16 protein-coding genes and 1 pseudogene are annotated in these 14,626 nt (G+C 37.2%); 8 read left to right on the top strand and 9 right to left on the bottom strand.

Annotation, left to right across the window (positions count from 1 at the left end; all coding sequences use genetic code 11):
• Positions 1–69 precede the first annotated feature (69 nt).
• The 4 genes and pseudogenes from V6D42_RS14710 to V6D42_RS14695 form a co-directional block, all read right to left on the bottom strand.
• The gene (locus tag V6D42_RS14710; protein ID WP_333513701.1) at positions 70–636 is read right to left on the bottom strand and encodes a dihydrofolate reductase family protein; all 567 of its coding nucleotides are present in this window, start codon (positions 634–636) and stop codon (positions 70–72) included.
• Positions 637–795: 159 nt separating this feature from the next.
• Positions 796–1,152, bottom strand: a complete 357-nt coding sequence (locus V6D42_RS14705; RefSeq protein ID WP_333513700.1) for an MmcQ/YjbR family DNA-binding protein — start codon at positions 1,150–1,152, stop codon at positions 796–798.
• A gap of 117 nt (positions 1,153–1,269) precedes the next feature.
• A pseudogene (locus tag V6D42_RS14700) lies at positions 1,270–1,377 on the bottom strand (DUF255 domain-containing protein); the annotation flags it as partial.
• Between the two features lie 160 nt (positions 1,378–1,537).
• On the bottom strand, positions 1,538–1,708 hold the full coding sequence (locus V6D42_RS14695) for a hypothetical protein (RefSeq protein WP_333513699.1): 171 nt from the start codon (positions 1,706–1,708) through the stop codon (positions 1,538–1,540).
• 382 nt (positions 1,709–2,090) lie between these two features.
• Here V6D42_RS14695 and V6D42_RS14690 point away from each other — a divergent pair, with 382 nt between their 5' ends.
• From V6D42_RS14690 to V6D42_RS14665, 6 genes are all read left to right on the top strand, one after another.
• Positions 2,091–3,311: a sensor histidine kinase gene (locus tag V6D42_RS14690; RefSeq protein ID WP_333513698.1), complete on the top strand. Its 1,221-nt coding sequence runs from the start codon at positions 2,091–2,093 to the stop codon at positions 3,309–3,311.
• Entirely contained in the window at positions 3,304–3,945 is a 642-nt protein-coding gene (locus tag V6D42_RS14685) for a response regulator transcription factor (protein WP_333513697.1), read from the top strand. Before V6D42_RS14690 ends, V6D42_RS14685 begins: the two co-directional genes overlap by 8 nt.
• Positions 3,946–4,060: 115 nt before the next feature.
• The gene (locus V6D42_RS14680; protein ID WP_333513696.1) at positions 4,061–6,235 is read left to right on the top strand and encodes an MMPL family transporter; all 2,175 of its coding nucleotides are present in this window, start codon (positions 4,061–4,063) and stop codon (positions 6,233–6,235) included.
• 574 nt (positions 6,236–6,809) lie between these two features.
• Entirely contained in the window at positions 6,810–7,385 is a 576-nt protein-coding gene (locus V6D42_RS14675; RefSeq protein WP_024123547.1) for a TetR/AcrR family transcriptional regulator, read from the top strand.
• Positions 7,386–7,443: 58 nt separating this feature from the next.
• Positions 7,444–8,193, top strand: a complete 750-nt coding sequence (locus V6D42_RS14670; RefSeq protein ID WP_333513695.1) for an SDR family NAD(P)-dependent oxidoreductase — start codon at positions 7,444–7,446, stop codon at positions 8,191–8,193.
• A gap of 264 nt (positions 8,194–8,457) precedes the next feature.
• A complete protein-coding gene (locus V6D42_RS14665; protein ID WP_333513694.1) occupies positions 8,458–9,471 on the top strand; it encodes an NADP-dependent oxidoreductase in 1,014 nt (337 codons plus the stop codon).
• Positions 9,472–9,945: 474 nt separating this feature from the next.
• On the opposite strand, the gene V6D42_RS14660 is transcribed toward V6D42_RS14665, so the two are convergent.
• The gene (locus V6D42_RS14660) at positions 9,946–10,356 is read right to left on the bottom strand and encodes a hypothetical protein (RefSeq protein ID WP_333513693.1); all 411 of its coding nucleotides are present in this window, start codon (positions 10,354–10,356) and stop codon (positions 9,946–9,948) included.
• 102 nt (positions 10,357–10,458) lie between these two features.
• The gene (locus V6D42_RS14655) at positions 10,459–11,082 is read right to left on the bottom strand and encodes a flavin reductase family protein (protein ID WP_333513692.1); all 624 of its coding nucleotides are present in this window, start codon (positions 11,080–11,082) and stop codon (positions 10,459–10,461) included.
• Between the two features lie 88 nt (positions 11,083–11,170).
• Here V6D42_RS14655 and V6D42_RS14650 point away from each other — a divergent pair, with 88 nt between their 5' ends.
• On the top strand, positions 11,171–11,851 hold the full coding sequence (locus V6D42_RS14650) for an ArsR/SmtB family transcription factor (protein ID WP_333513691.1): 681 nt from the start codon (positions 11,171–11,173) through the stop codon (positions 11,849–11,851).
• A gap of 147 nt (positions 11,852–11,998) precedes the next feature.
• Here V6D42_RS14650 and V6D42_RS14645 read toward each other — a convergent pair whose 3' ends face one another.
• Entirely contained in the window at positions 11,999–12,391 is a 393-nt protein-coding gene (locus V6D42_RS14645) for a VOC family protein (RefSeq protein ID WP_333513690.1), read from the bottom strand.
• An 82-nt stretch (positions 12,392–12,473) separates the two neighbouring features.
• On the bottom strand, positions 12,474–13,052 hold the full coding sequence (locus tag V6D42_RS14640) for a LysE family translocator (protein WP_333513689.1): 579 nt from the start codon (positions 13,050–13,052) through the stop codon (positions 12,474–12,476).
• A 120-nt stretch (positions 13,053–13,172) separates the two neighbouring features.
• Here V6D42_RS14640 and V6D42_RS14635 point away from each other — a divergent pair, with 120 nt between their 5' ends.
• Positions 13,173–14,060, top strand: coding sequence for a LysR family transcriptional regulator (locus tag V6D42_RS14635; protein WP_333513688.1), 888 nt, complete (start codon positions 13,173–13,175; stop codon positions 14,058–14,060).
• A gap of 47 nt (positions 14,061–14,107) precedes the next feature.
• Here the strand turns inward: V6D42_RS14635 and V6D42_RS14630 are convergent, their stop codons facing one another.
• Positions 14,108–14,587: a DUF2798 domain-containing protein gene (locus V6D42_RS14630; RefSeq protein WP_333513687.1), complete on the bottom strand. Its 480-nt coding sequence runs from the start codon at positions 14,585–14,587 to the stop codon at positions 14,108–14,110.
• Positions 14,588–14,626: the final 39 nt, after the last annotated feature.

Here is a 14,626-nt window from a genome sequence, read left to right as displayed (position 1 = left end):
CCTTTAGTTCAATAAGAAAAATTACTGTCGAGTGTTACCTAACAATATATACTTTGGACTGAAAGGTTTTTAGCCATTCCAATGATAAACGATTTGCACAACGCCAGAGGAAAATGTTCTTGTATTCAGCATTTTTAAATTTATCCTCTGTTTTAAATCAATAAACAACGGTTTTCCTTCTCCCAAAACAACAGGGTGAATAGATAATCTAAATTCATCAACAAGCCCCAAATTTATAAAAGTTGTAATGAGACTCGCTCCACCATATAGCCAGATGTCTTTACCAGGCTTTTTCTTTAATTTATTTACTTCTTCAAGAATATTATCATTTATAAATATTGCTTGATTATCAATCTCATGTTGTGTTCTGGAAAAAACATATTTCTTTTTACTATGAACCAATTTCCAAATTTCCTTTTCCGTATCAGGGTCTTCTTTTTTGGGGATATACTGTCCCCATAAATCGTAGCTTTTTCTACCATATAAAATAGTATCAATTTGATTTAAGAAATCAGTAAACCCCATATCAGGGTCCATAATACACCAATCAACTTCTCCATTTTTCCCTTCAATAAAACCATCTAGAGTAACTGCTAAATCTAAAATTATTCTTCTCTGGTTTAAGTTATTTGTCATAACTATTCATCCTTTTACATAAGAAGTTGGTAGAAATTCTTCTTCCATTCACACACCAGATGGATTAAGTTGCGTTTGTGGACAGAGTGAAGAACAATATCCTAAAATGAAAGTGCCCACTACTCTTTGCAGCTCGATTAGCAGGAACACTCTTTATCTTCACTTGGTTAAATGAAAGCTCTGTTCGATTAAGTTATAGATTTCGCTTTCTGGATCTGTCCGTTCTAAAACAATTGAAATCCAATGTTCCTTATCCATATGATATCCGGGTAAGATATTTTCCCCATTTCTTAAGCCATCACTTATGTCAGGGGGGCATTTTAAATTCAGAATATCTATTTCGCCATGTCCTTCCAAGCCTAATTTTTCTGGGAGAACATTCATGATAAGACCGTACCATTTTTTGTTTGATGTATGTCTCAAAGAAGCATAGTTTGGGTATTTCTTCCACGGGTAATCAGGCGATGTACCGTATGTTTCTTTGACGTGTTTAAAGATATCTTCTCTTGTTAACATACTTCAATTATCCCTCCATCTACTTACGGTTAATTTCTTCTCTCTAATGTCACTTTTGAAAAAATCACGGGATTTGTAGTCTACGATCCTTGGCTTGTCTATTTGGTTACTTTAATAGACATGGCACCAATGACAAGTCGAATAGCTGATGCTGACCAGAACCAGCTTGTTTTCACGTTTTGCTTTTTCAAATGCTTTCTTTCTTCACCAAGGGAACCAATCAATCATTATTTCATAAAGTGCGGACTGCAAAATTACTTGTTTGGTTATTCTAACGAAAATGGCACTCTTGAAGGTAAATGTGTTTGAGTTTGAAATGTTATTTTAACATTATGTTCAACCCTTTTCATCGTTTTCAATAACTCTGTAATCACAATCTATATCTTTATTTTTTGGAAAGAAGCTGCTTTGAACAAAAGTAAGGATAGCCAAAGATGATGAGTGGAGCTGCTAATGCAAGTAGTAACCAAGAACCTGATTGAGTGTCTTTGATGACTCCTATGAATATACAAGTACCGATGAGAAGGTACAATAAAACACCAAAAAACCAATACATACCTTGTTCCTCTTTTCCCTATAGGGTTTCTTTATTCTTTAATGGGTCATTTTGTAGAGCCCTTCTGCTTTACTTCTTTGAGGATTTTGGACCGTTTTTCAAATGTTTTTTCAGCTCTGATTCATATATTTTAACTTTTAAATTGAATATAGAAAACGTACATAAGGGCATATCCTTATGTACGTTGAGGCAATTCTACTTTTGTTCATCGTTCATACTAGATAAGTCCGCATCTTGTTGGGTTTTCCTTCTTGCCTTGCTGGGTGATAAATGAATTGCCTGACGGCTCTTATGATAAGATGACAAATATGACCGGATTGTCCCTATTTTTTATTGTGAATCCTTTGTGATTATACTGTCAAAGGAAAGGAAGTGATGCAATATGTTTCGAAGAAAACCTTTTGATAAAAACTACTTTTCACGAGATAGGCGGGCATTAAATATGCTTGCTCTCAGAGTACCAGGCTTAGCTTTTATTCTCATGATCTATATAGCCTCTATCGTGCTGCAGTTTGTTTCTGGGAGCTGGTCTATTTTATTGCTTCATGTGTTTACAATATTAATTGCTATTTTTACTCTGCTGCATTGGCACTCATATCGATGGGTTAAGAATAAGGTCATTCTATATTTTGTACTGCAAGGTTTGATTACTTATGCACTTGCTAATGTCTTGACGGGCTTCTTAATACTGGTCATCATTGGCCTTTATGCATTTTTGATTGGGCAGATTATAGGAATGGCAGATAGAAGAAGAGCGTTCCTCATTGTATATCTATTACTTCTGATATCAGCCAATGCGATATATCAGATTCACAAAGGCGAGTTTTTGCATTTTCTTGTTATCGCTGTACCTATCATGGTTGTCATTATCACTTATGCTGCAACATTTTTTGCGCAAGTTGATGAAAAAATAAAAGCGCAGCTGACTCTTGAAAGGCTGGAGCTTGCTCATCAACAAGTAGAACAGCTGACGTTGCAAAACGAAAGGCAGCGTATGGCTCGGGATTTACATGACACCCTTGCACAAGGATTGGTTAGTTTAAATATGCAGTTGGATGCTATTAATGTTCATATATCGAAAGGTAACACAGATAGGGCAAAAGAAATCATTCAACAATCTATGAATAGAGTGAAAAGCACATTAGCTGATGCACGTTCAGCTATTGACAATCTTCGCAGCAAATCAGAAGAAATCGGTTCTTTAAAAGAAAGAATTACCTTACAAATGGATCATTTTAAAGATGCAACAGGTCTGTCTTGTTTTTTAGACTACAGATTAACTCAATTGCCTGATGTTCGTACTGCTGAAAATTGTTATTACATCATAGGAGAATGTCTTACAAATGCAGCAAAACATGCTGAAGCAGAATCCATATGGGTATCAGTTTGGGATGAGAAAGGAAACATCCATTTAACCGTCAGAGACAATGGAAAAGGATTTGATGTTGAAAGAGGCAGGAAAAAGAGAGGTCATTATGGACTTCTTGGTATACAAGAACGCGTCAGAGCAATGAAAGGCCAATTCGATATAAAGAGTACAAAAACAATAGGCACACAAATCGAGATAATCTTGTCAAATCAGGGAGAGATTGAAGATGAATAAGGTTTTAATCGTTGATGATCATCTGGTTGTGAGAGAAGGTCTCAAGCTGTTAATTGAGACGAATGATAATTACACAATAATCGGAGAGGCGGAAAATGGAAAAAGGGCGGTCCATCTTACAGATGAATTAAAGCCAGATATCATTCTTATGGATTTATACATGCCAAAAATGAGTGGGTTAGAAGCGATTAAACAGATAAAAGAAAAACACAACATACCCATTATTATTTTGACTACTTATAATGAAGATCACTTGATGATTGAGGGAATTGAATTAGGGGCGAAAGGATATCTGTTGAAGGATACGAGCTCAGAAACCCTATTTCATACAATGGATGCAGCAGTAAGAGGAGAAGTGCTGCTGCAGCCTGATATTCTTAAACGTTTTCAAGAAATTCAATTTGAAAGAATGAAGAAACCAAGCAGCGATACTCAGTTAACGGAAAAGGAAATAGTTGTTCTAAAGGCGATTGCAAAAGGTCTCAAAAGCAAAGCGATAGCCTTTGATTTAGGAATCTCAGAGAGAACTGTGAAGTCAAGACTAACGTCCATTTATAATAAATTGGGAGCGGATTCTAGAACGGAAGCAGTTACAATTGCCATGCAGAGAGGTATTTTAACTTTAGATTTATAACACAGTTATTTAAAAGTTGCCCAAACGTACATGCCCGCATGTACGTTTTTTTCATTTCCTTATGAACTACAATTAGGGGGAATGTTATCAAGCAATGTGTTGAAAGGAGATTATGATGTCAAGAATGTTATATAAATTAGGCGGGTGGGTCGCTCGCCACCGCGTTAAAGTACTATGTGCGTGGATCGTTGTGTTGATTGCAACGATAGGGGCAGCCGGCATATTAAAACCTAGTTTTTCTGAGGATATGTCAATACCTGACACGCCTTCGGAAAAAGCAATGAAGGTGATCAATAAAGAATTTCCTCATGGTCCTGATAAAGGGAGCATACGGGTCATATTCGGTGCTAACGATGGGGAGAAACTTACTGCAAAATCAGCAAAAAAAGCAATAGAGAATACATTAAAGGAAATGAATAAAGACGATTCCATTGATTCGATTGCAAGCCCTTTTCATGCAGGAACGATCGCAAAAGATGGGACAGTGGCTTATGCTGATATCAAATACAAATCATCAGCAGATGATATAAAAGATTACTCTATAAAACATGTGAAAGATAGTTTGTCCATTGCTGATGATGAAGGATTACAAACGGAGTTAAGTGGAGATATACCAGGAGCCGAGATGGAGATAGGCGGTGTATCAGAGATAGTCGGTATTGTCTTGGCTTTTGTTGTTCTAGCTATTACATTTGGCTCATTATTAATAGCGGGCTTACCGATTTTAACAGCACTTATAGGTTTAGGTGTAAGCATTGGGCTGACTTTGATTGGAACACAAGTGTTTGATATTGCCTCCGTCAGTCTTTCATTAGCCGGAATGATTGGCCTTGCAGTTGGTATTGATTATGCTTTGTTTATTTTTTCGAAACACCGCCAGTTTTTAGGAGAAGGTATACAAAAAAATGAATCAATTGCGAGAGCTACGGGAACAGCTGGGAGTGCTGTCGTTTTTGCCGGACTTACAGTTATTGTCGCACTTTGCGGATTGACTGTCGTTAATATTCCTTTTATGTCTGCAATGGGGCTAACAGCAGGGCTCAGTGTGTTCATGGCTGTTTTAGCGTCAATTACATTAGTGCCTGCCGTCTTATCAATAGCAGGGAAACGCATGATTCCGAAAGCAAACAAGAAAAAAGAAATACAAAGCGCTGAAACAAATTTCTGGGGACGCTTTGTCACAAAGAACCCTATTCTTTTAAGTGTATTTAGTATTCTCATTTTGCTAGTCATTAGTATCCCATCTATGCATTTGGAGCTAGGTTTACCTGATGCAGGAATGAAAGCTAAGGATAATCCCGAGCGCCAAGCTTATGACTTGCTTGCCGAAGGGTTTGGAGAAGGATTTAATGGCAAATTAACGATAGTGGCGGATGCCACAAGTGGTACAGAAAATAAGACTGAAGCATTCGCAGATGCAGTAAAAGAAATTAAGGATTTAGACCATGTAGCAAGTGTTACTCCTGCAATGCCTAATGCAAAAGGCAATTTTGCTATTATTACGGTTGTTCCTACAACAGGTCCAAACGATAAAGCTACTAAGGATTTGGTACAAGATGTGCGCAGCTTAGCAGATCAAAACGGGGTAGATTTGCTCGTAACTGGATCCACGGCAGTGAATATAGATATTTCAGATCGCCTTAATGATGCAATACCAGTATTTGCTGTACTCATTGTTGGTTTTGCGTTTATATTGCTGACAATCGTATTCCGTTCGCTGCTAGTACCTCTTGTTGCTGTAGCAGGTTTCATATTAACAATGACAGCAACTCTTGGGATTTGTGTATTTGTGTTACAGGATGGAAACTTAATTGACTTGTTCAATATACCTGAAAAAGGGCCGATACTCGCGTTTTTGCCAATTTTAACGATTGGTATTCTTTTTGGCTTAGCGATGGATTATCAAGTATTCCTTGTAAGCAGAATGCGTGAAGAATATGTAAAAACAAAGAATCCAGTACAAGCGATTCAAGCTGGATTAAAACACAGTGGACCTGTTGTCACCGCAGCCGGACTAATCATGATATTCGTCTTTGCAGGGTTTATCTTTGCTGGTGAAGCTTCTATCAAAGCAAATGGCTTAGCTCTTTCCTTTGGTGTATTATTTGACGCATTTATTGTAAGAATGACACTCATTCCAAGTATTATGAAGTTGATGGGGAATGCAGCTTGGTATTTACCAAAGTGGTTAGACAAAATTATTCCGAATGTAGATATAGAGGGTCATCAACTAACAAAGGAGATACAGCCCGAGATAGAGAATGAACAAAAACACCGAATCAGTATGTAGCAATATAGGCTCGCTCTAATAACATGTAAGGATGTAACTCCTCTTTTTTTAAAGGGAATACAACTAATGGCAAAGTATTAAAGGTTAAATTTTATGGGCAATAAACAACAAAAGAAGAATATATAGAACGAGAGAAATAAAATTTATTTAAGAGTGGACTGAAAGGTCTACTCTTTTTTCATTCCGTCATCTGAATGAAGAAATGGTTATTCTAATAGACATGGCACCAAGTGCATGGAGGTTACATAACTGATTTGAGTAGAAATAAGAAGAAGTGATATTCGTTAAAATTCAGGTAATAGTACACCTAGCCCATTTTAAAGTTTTTGCCCTTGGTCTTAAAAAATATATAAAACACAGGATGAATTCTAAATTCTTTACCGATCGTTCTTAAATTTGATATACTTAAAACATGTTAGGTCTAACTGTTTTTCTTCTCAAATGAGAATGATCGTTCTTTAATTATTAAAGAATAGGGAGAGATGAATGATATAAAGTTATGGTGCCCTAGTGCATCAATGATTCTCAGTACTTTATCAGTGTTAATAGATGATACGTTATAAGGTGGGATTACATGGCTAGAAATAAAGAATTTGATGAAAAATTAGCATTAATAAAAGCGATGGAGCTTTTCTGGGAACAGGGTTATGAAAAAACATCCATGCAAGATTTGGTGGACCATATGGGGGTTCACCGCAGAAGTATCTATGATACTTTTGGTGACAAACATACTTTATTTATGAGAGCTTTAAGTCACTTTGTAGAAGTAATGGAAATGAGAATGAAGAATGAGGTGAAAGCTGATTTAACAGTTAAGCAGACTATAAGAAAAATATTTGAAATGGTTATTGATCCAGAAGAAAATCTGCCAAAAGGATGTTTAGCTGTTAATACAGCAGTTGAATTATCCTTGCTAGATGAAGAAGTAGCTAAGAAAATTAAAGAGATTTTTATAAATACGGAAGCCTTATTATTTGATCTGCTAAAACATGGTCAAGAAAAAGGAGAAATTCCTAAACACTATAACATCAAAGGGCTTTCTCAATTCATTCATAATTCACTCGTAGGGGTACGAGTATTAGCAAAAACGACAAATGATAAGGAAAAATTTGAAGCCATTATCGATTTGACTTTGTCAACGCTAGACTGAGATATATTTTGTGATATGGAGAATTAATAAAAAAATATGTTTTTGAGGAGAGAATCATATGAAGTACACAGTTATTACAGGAGCAAGCTCAGGCATAGGATATGAGACAGCATTAGCGTTTGCTGCTCGCGGCAAAAACTTAATTATTGTAGCTAGAAGATTAGATAAATTAGAAGAGCTTAAATCAACAATTCACAATATTAATCCTGATTTGGATGTTATTATTCGTACAAGTGACTTATCTGTCACAGATCAGGCATATACACTGTATGACAATTTAAAGGAATATCAAATTGAGACTTGGATTAATAATGCCGGGCTTGGTGAATCCTCTTCTGTCACAGATCAGAATTTAGATAAAGTGGAAACCATGTTGCGTGTCAACGTAGAATCCTTAACGATACTTTCAACACTATTTGCACGTGATTATTCTGATGTAGAAGGAACCCAGTTAATTAACGTATCATCAGCACTCGGGTATGCAATTGCTGTTGGCAGTATTACGTATTCTGCATCTAAATACTTTGTTAGTGCATTTACAGAAGGGCTTGCAAAAGAACTGGAACGCAAAGGTGCAAAAATGAAGGTGAAAGTTTTAGCACCAGCAATCACGGAAACAGAATTCATGAAAAATGCATCTGATACGAAAGAATTTGATTACAAAAAAAATATCCCGATGTACCACACAGTTGAGCAAGTGGCGAGTTTTATGATGGAGCTTTATGATCGTAATCAAGCAGTAGGTATTGTAGACGAAAACTATGAATTTAAATTAAGAGATCAAATCTATCCGATTCTAGAGATGTAATATTTAACCTATAACGATACTCTATATCACTGCCACCTGGAGGATTAGAAACATTTATTTACAGAAGCGGTTCTAAAAAATTTAATCATTTAAGAATGATCGTTCTAAAAATGACTAATGTTAATGACTAAATAGGAAATGTAGTGAACTCTTTATGGTTTAGGTGGCGGGTAAAAATAGGAATAAGATTCCCCTCCGCCTAAATGATTATACAAAAAGGTAAAAACCCAATATATGTAACATGATAGAGGATGCTGATAAAAAATGAAAACACTCATGAAAGCAGCTCAGATCACCAAGTATTCAAAAAATATTCATGCCAAAGTCAATGACATTCCAATTCCAGAAATCGGTGAAAATGAAGTCTTGGTAAAGGTCAAAGCTGCGGCGGTCAATCCACTGGAAATGTTAATTATTACAGGCAGCGTGAAACTGATTCAAGATTATGAATTCCCATTAACGCTTGGTAATGAATTGACAGGAGTTATCGAAAAAGTCGGAAAAAACGTGAAAGAATTTCACGTAGGAGATGCCATCTATACACGTCTCCCGCTCAAAAAAATTGGTGCTTTTGCGGAATATGCCGCAATTGACGCTGCTGCAATTGCACCCATGGCAAAAAATTTGTCTTACGTGGAAGCCGCTGCTGCACCACTGGCTGGACTCACAGCGTATCAAGGTCTGCATGAAGAACTTGAGGCACAGTCAGGTAAATCTGTTTTCATTCCAGGTGGATCAGGCAGCTTTGGCCAAATGGCTGTACCAATCGCAAAGGCAATGGGCCTAAATGTCATTGTAAGTGGCAGTTCAGAAGCGCGTGAACGCACTTTGGAAATGGGTGCAGACCAATATTTGGATTATACAATAGAAAACTATGTTGACTTGTTGTCGAATGTGGATTACGTAATGGATACACTTGGACCTAAAGAATTTGACAGTGAATTGAGTATTATCAAACCGGGCGGAAGATTGCTCTCTCTCCGTACAGGACCAAATAAACGTTTCGGAAAAGACCGAAATTTCTCATCGTGGAAACAAATTCTATTTTCCCTTGCTGGTGCAAAGTATGATCGCAAAGCCAAGAAACAAAACGTGGAATACCATTTTATTTTCGTTCGTTCTGACGGCGCACAACTTAAAGAGATTACCAAAATCATTGAAGAAAACAACATTGTCCCAGCAATTCATCCAACACGATTTACCATAGAAAACGTAAACGAAGCGCTAAAACTAGTCGCAAATGGACGACCAAAAGGGAAAGTGATTATTGAATTTTAAGGGGAATATGAAGAAAGCAGTCAAAAAGTTGAGATCATTTATGTGAAGGATTTTGAAACAAACCGCGAGTTCTGCTGATTAAGAAATGGAAAAGATAAAAAGCCAGGTCAGATCATAGAAAAGCTTCAGCAAGCCGGAGTCTGTATCAGTAATGATAAAACATGGAGAACTAGCCATTTCATTGTTTCTTATAAAAAATATTGGAGTGAAGTTGAGACAGGTGCTTACTCTAACAGACATATCACCAATGACACGTTATGACACGTAACCGCTACTGAGAAATTTAACATAACAAAAACAGCAGACTTCTTCAGGAATCTGCTGTTTTGATTACATTATCAAATTATTCGATAGAGTGATAGATAAGATCGAAATTACAACACTGAGAAAATTTAAAACTATCCCAGACAAACAACTATTAGTAAAAGACAAATCAAAACCTTAAATGTTTATATTACATCTAACGTTTCCTTACTATTCTTGAGATAAATAATTGAAATCCGTTTCTTTACATTCATGAAGTTTTTTGTAAATTTTTAAAGTGGACAATAACTCTTGAACATATTCACGAATAGCTAGCATATCAAATGGGAAATCGAAATCAAATTCCTCTGTAACAGTTAAAGTGTCCATTACATATGAACAATTATGGTTCATACCCAATAGATCATCATTAAAACTAAGCACATCTTGATATGATGAATCAGGTAGCTCAAAGTGAGAAATCAAATAAACATTAATATTGTTACCTTCTTCAGAATCTGGCAATCTTTCATCAACGTATAATAAAAAAGCACATCTCTCATCATTGTTTAATTCAACTTGAAAGAATTCAAAATCTCTTAATCTCAATAAACGTTTAAATCTCGTATTTACAGTTCTCATTTTCAATTTCTCCGTTTTTTATTTTAAGCTGTTACTAACGATTTCCATTGAAGCATAGAAGGGGTATAATACGCAATTTCCCATTAAAAGCTTTATTTTGAGTCATGTTTCCGAACGAAAGGTCTTTCCTATTTCTTTTCCTAAACCAAAGTAATGTCTGAAATTATAAATAAGCGGGCTCCATTTTGAAGGGTCAATGTGGTTGTCGTTTAATATAATCTTTTCCTCGGCATGGAAATGTAAAGCTTGTGTTTCAACAATCGCAAATGATGGTGCGTAATCTGGTATCCGTAAATGTTTCACTTCTGCTTCTATTTGGATAGGGCATTCTTTAATTCGTGTGGGTGCTACTGACAATGATGGTAAAGGTGTTAACCCTGCCGCTTCGTATTTCTCTTTTTTGTACGTAAACCCGAGCTGTTTCTTCAAAGGCGGGATATTCTTTTTTCCGCTAAAAGATGAAATTCTTTCAACGTTTTTCCATAAATCCGGGTTGGGCAAGTTAATGACACATTCTTTGTGACTACTTAAATTTTCAATCGCTTTTCCTCCTAAGCCTACTCCTAGAACAATATAGTTTCCAAGCGCCCATGAGGAAGACATCGGACTGATATTGGTGGTTCCATCTTCATTCAAAGTGGAAAGAAGGAATGTTGACGTGCCATAGTACATAATGTTTGGTTTGATTTCTTTAAAATGAAGAGTGTCTTGTTTTTCACTGTTCAACGATTATGCCTCCTAATCATTATTTATTCATATTGTAAAGGTTTAACATTTCAACTATCATCGAAATATGAATGTAAGGAGGAGAATGATGAATCCTAATATTGCAAAGGTTGCTTCGTTACTTTCTGACCCCACGCGTTCTTCTATTCTTTTGAGCCTTATGGATGGAAGAATACACCCTGCGGGAGAACTTGCATATTTCGCTAAAATCAAGCCTCAAACTGCCAGCTTCCACCTGCATAAATTACTTGAAGCACAGCTCATCAGTGTAGAGAAGCATGGAAGACATCGGTATTATAAATTGGCAAACGCCGATGCTGCAAAAGTGATAGAACAATTGCTTAGTATTTCGCCTGATTCAAAAGTGAAGTCTTTCAATGATTCAAAAGAAAAAAGTGATTTACACTTTGCCCGTACCTGTTATGATCATCTGGCTGGTTATATCGGCGTGCAAGTGACACAATCATTAGTCGAGCAGGGCTTCTTACGAAAAGCGGATTTACACTTTGAGGTGACTTCAGAAGGCTCTTTGTTTTTAAAGGATTTTGGAGTCGACGAAGAAAAACAAAGACATAAGAGGAGAGCTTTTGCGCTTTGCTGTTTAGATTGGAGCGAGAGGCAGCATCATTTAGCGGGAGCTTTGGGCCATGCATTATTAGACAGGATGCTAGAACAGCAATGGATTGTGCGTATGCCTAAAACTAGAGCTATTAAGGTTACACAAAGCGGAAAAGCTGCATTTGAGAAATACTTTAAGTTGAGTATCTAAGATTTGAATAGAAAATGTCACCGTTGAAGGGAAGAAAAGTACTTTACGAACTTATGGACATGAGCAACCCACTTATTTTTTTGCAGACAAATAAAAAGCAGGGTTTGAAACGGCTTTTCCCATGCAAATCAATTTTACATATGTCTACTAGATATGTTCCCTCTCTACATACTCTGATATTTCGACGAGGTTCTGATCGGGATCTCGAATATAAACAGAGATAATCGGGCCAAGTGCACCGGTTCTTTTTACAGGCCCTTCCTCTACATTGACATTCATTTTCGTAATATGTTCTACTACTTTATTGATAGGTTCATCAGCGATAAAACACAAATCCGCAGATCCCGGTAATGGGTGCTGTGCATTAGGTTCGTATTCATGACCGGCCTCATGCAAGTTTATTTTTTGATTGCCAAAACGCAATGCTTTTCTGCCTGAACCAAACGTTTCTTCCTGCATTCCCAAAACAGATGTGTAGAAGTGGATGGTCTCCTGAAGGCTTTTGACCGTTATTACCAAATGATCAAGTCGTTTTATCATTCACGATCCCTCCTGCAACGTATACATTTCAATAAATCTATTATTAATCCTGCATAGCTGCTTCCGTATGAGATGAGATCAACTAAAGAAAGATACTTACCGCAGAATAAATAAGCAGCAAACACATGATGACTCGAAATGCCTTATCGTGTTTTTCAAAAAGCTTTTTAAAAACAGAGCCGAATCCTGACCATAGCAGCAGGGCGAACCAGCCCAGAAAAATGGCCAATGAGAGATAAAAAATAATTGATGTCATTGAATGCTGAAAGGGCAGTATAAAAGCACTCATCAATGTTAAGAAGAACAAAACGCTTTTGATATTGATGATCTGCAAGATGAAACCGGATAAAAAAGAAGAGAGTGTATCTCCGGAATCCTTCTTTGAGCCTTTGGCGAAACCGATCTGCCACGCCAAGTAGAGCAGGTAGACCGCGCCAGCTATTTTGAAATAGGGCTCAACAAGAGGAATCCAATTGTATAAACCGATTGTAAATATACCGCTGAGAATCCCCAGTGCTGCAAAACCCGATAAGATGCCGCTATTGAAACGCCACGAACCGATAAAGCCAAACCTTCGCGCTTCGTTCATCATTAGGATGTTACTTGGGCCGGGCGTAATGGATGTCAAAATCACATACGAAAGAAAAGCTATGATACTCATTGAATCACCTTCATTTGCTAAGTCATATTGGACAGTTTTTATTGTATGATAGTGATATCTATAAATAAAATTGAAATATAAAAAAGCATTATCATTTTATTCGATAGAAGGAGAAATCGTATGGAGATCAGACATCTTGTCACGTTCCAGGCCATTGTAGAAATGGGAAGTTACACGGGTGCTGCTGCTAAGCTGGGTTATACGCAATCCACGATCACCACTCATATCCAAGCGCTTGAGCAGGAGATCGGTGGCGCTTTATTTTCGTATGAAAAAAGAAATCTAAAGCTGACTCATCTAGGCAGAGAGTTAATCCCTTTGGCAGAAGATTTACTTTCTGCCCACGACCAAATCAAGAATATGAAAAGTGTGCATGAAATCAAAGGAGTATTAAAGGTAGCCGCACCTGAGTCTTTAACCATTTCCAGACTAGGGCCGATCATAAGGGAATTTTCCCTGACATATCCTCATGTGAAGATTATATTAAGCAATGGGACATGCGGGGAAAACCAGGTAGATTTATTGAGCGGACGGGTCGATATCGCGTTAATGGTCTATCCGGAAATTAATATTGAAAAATGCATTCATCACACGTTAACCGAGGAGAAGATTGTCCTTGTGGGCAGTCATGACGGACCGGATCATTTTGATGACTATAAACAAGAAAATAGTAGCCATTTCTTTATCACAAATGAAGAGGGTTGCAGTTATCGGACCATGTTTGAAACATATCTAGTGAAGCATGACATGCGCAGCTTTCAAACAATGGAGCTGTGGAGTATCGAGGCGATTAAACAAACGGTCATGAGCGGACTTGGATTTTCTGTACTGCCTTATGTGACAGTGAAAGAAGAAGTGGAGGCGGGTAAGCTGAAAATCCTTCATCATGCTGAAAGCTTTGAGCCGCTTTACTCTCATATGCTAATCAAAAAGAAAAAATGGCAGCTGCCCGCCGCAGTGGCGTTTGCGAAGCTTGTTTTACATTCGATTCGTGAGGCGGAGTGCTGAAAATCAATGAGAAAAAGGAGTGAGTGTTACGCTCACTCCTTTTTTATTTAAACGGCAGCTGCGAGCTTTGGTTTTACAAATTTCATAAAAATCCCTCTGACTAATGGACCCATAATCAGCAATTGCAAGGGGTAAGCTAAAATAAAGTTTTTCAGAACGATCATAAGGTAAGCGCTGAATAGGCTGTTCTCGTTAAGTCCATTCGATAAAGCCGCCGTGATTAATCCGAAAACAGACATACAAAGTACCATACCAACCACCATACAAGTCGACATGGCAAGGACGACATATAATTTCTTAGACTTGTCGAACGGCATTTTGAATGTCATTTTTCTTGCGAGCGGTCCGACTAACAGTAAATCTAACAGTAACGCTACAATAAATCCTATGATCATCTCAAAAGCTGTAACCCATGAAAAATCATGTATGGCTCCGTTGATCACTGCATTGTAAATCGACATGACGCAGACCATCCCAAAGCACATCATCACGCCAAAGATAAGGCCTTCTTTTTTAGTTGCTGGCATACAATCAATCCTTCTCTCCATAATCGGTGATTAGTATAC

Origin of the sequence: Bacillus sp. 0909A (assembly GCF_036765115.1) — a bacterium.
GTDB lineage: Bacteria > Bacillota > Bacilli > Bacillales > Bacillaceae > Bacillus > Bacillus mojavensis.
This window is presented reverse-complemented; position numbering and strand designations above follow the sequence as displayed.

Coding starts and splice junctions, on each gene's coding strand:
- V6D42_RS14710 (WP_333513701.1), bottom strand. CDS start 636: ATGACAAATAACTTAAACCAGAGAAGAATAATTTTAGATTTAGCAGTT.
- V6D42_RS14705 (WP_333513700.1), bottom strand. CDS start 1,152: ATGTTAACAAGAGAAGATATCTTTAAACACGTCAAAGAAACATACGGT.
- V6D42_RS14695 (WP_333513699.1), bottom strand. CDS start 1,708: ATGTATTGGTTTTTTGGTGTTTTATTGTACCTTCTCATCGGTACTTGT.
- V6D42_RS14690 (WP_333513698.1), top strand. CDS start 2,091: ATGTTTCGAAGAAAACCTTTTGATAAAAACTACTTTTCACGAGATAGG.
- V6D42_RS14685 (WP_333513697.1), top strand. CDS start 3,304: ATGAATAAGGTTTTAATCGTTGATGATCATCTGGTTGTGAGAGAAGGT.
- V6D42_RS14680 (WP_333513696.1), top strand. CDS start 4,061: ATGTCAAGAATGTTATATAAATTAGGCGGGTGGGTCGCTCGCCACCGC.
- V6D42_RS14675 (WP_024123547.1), top strand. CDS start 6,810: ATGGCTAGAAATAAAGAATTTGATGAAAAATTAGCATTAATAAAAGCG.
- V6D42_RS14670 (WP_333513695.1), top strand. CDS start 7,444: ATGAAGTACACAGTTATTACAGGAGCAAGCTCAGGCATAGGATATGAG.
- V6D42_RS14665 (WP_333513694.1), top strand. CDS start 8,458: ATGAAAACACTCATGAAAGCAGCTCAGATCACCAAGTATTCAAAAAAT.
- V6D42_RS14660 (WP_333513693.1), bottom strand. CDS start 10,356: ATGAGAACTGTAAATACGAGATTTAAACGTTTATTGAGATTAAGAGAT.
- V6D42_RS14650 (WP_333513691.1), top strand. CDS start 11,171: ATGAATCCTAATATTGCAAAGGTTGCTTCGTTACTTTCTGACCCCACG.
- V6D42_RS14645 (WP_333513690.1), bottom strand. CDS start 12,391: ATGATAAAACGACTTGATCATTTGGTAATAACGGTCAAAAGCCTTCAG.
- V6D42_RS14640 (WP_333513689.1), bottom strand. CDS start 13,052: ATGAGTATCATAGCTTTTCTTTCGTATGTGATTTTGACATCCATTACG.
- V6D42_RS14635 (WP_333513688.1), top strand. CDS start 13,173: ATGGAGATCAGACATCTTGTCACGTTCCAGGCCATTGTAGAAATGGGA.
- V6D42_RS14630 (WP_333513687.1), bottom strand. CDS start 14,587: ATGCCAGCAACTAAAAAAGAAGGCCTTATCTTTGGCGTGATGATGTGC.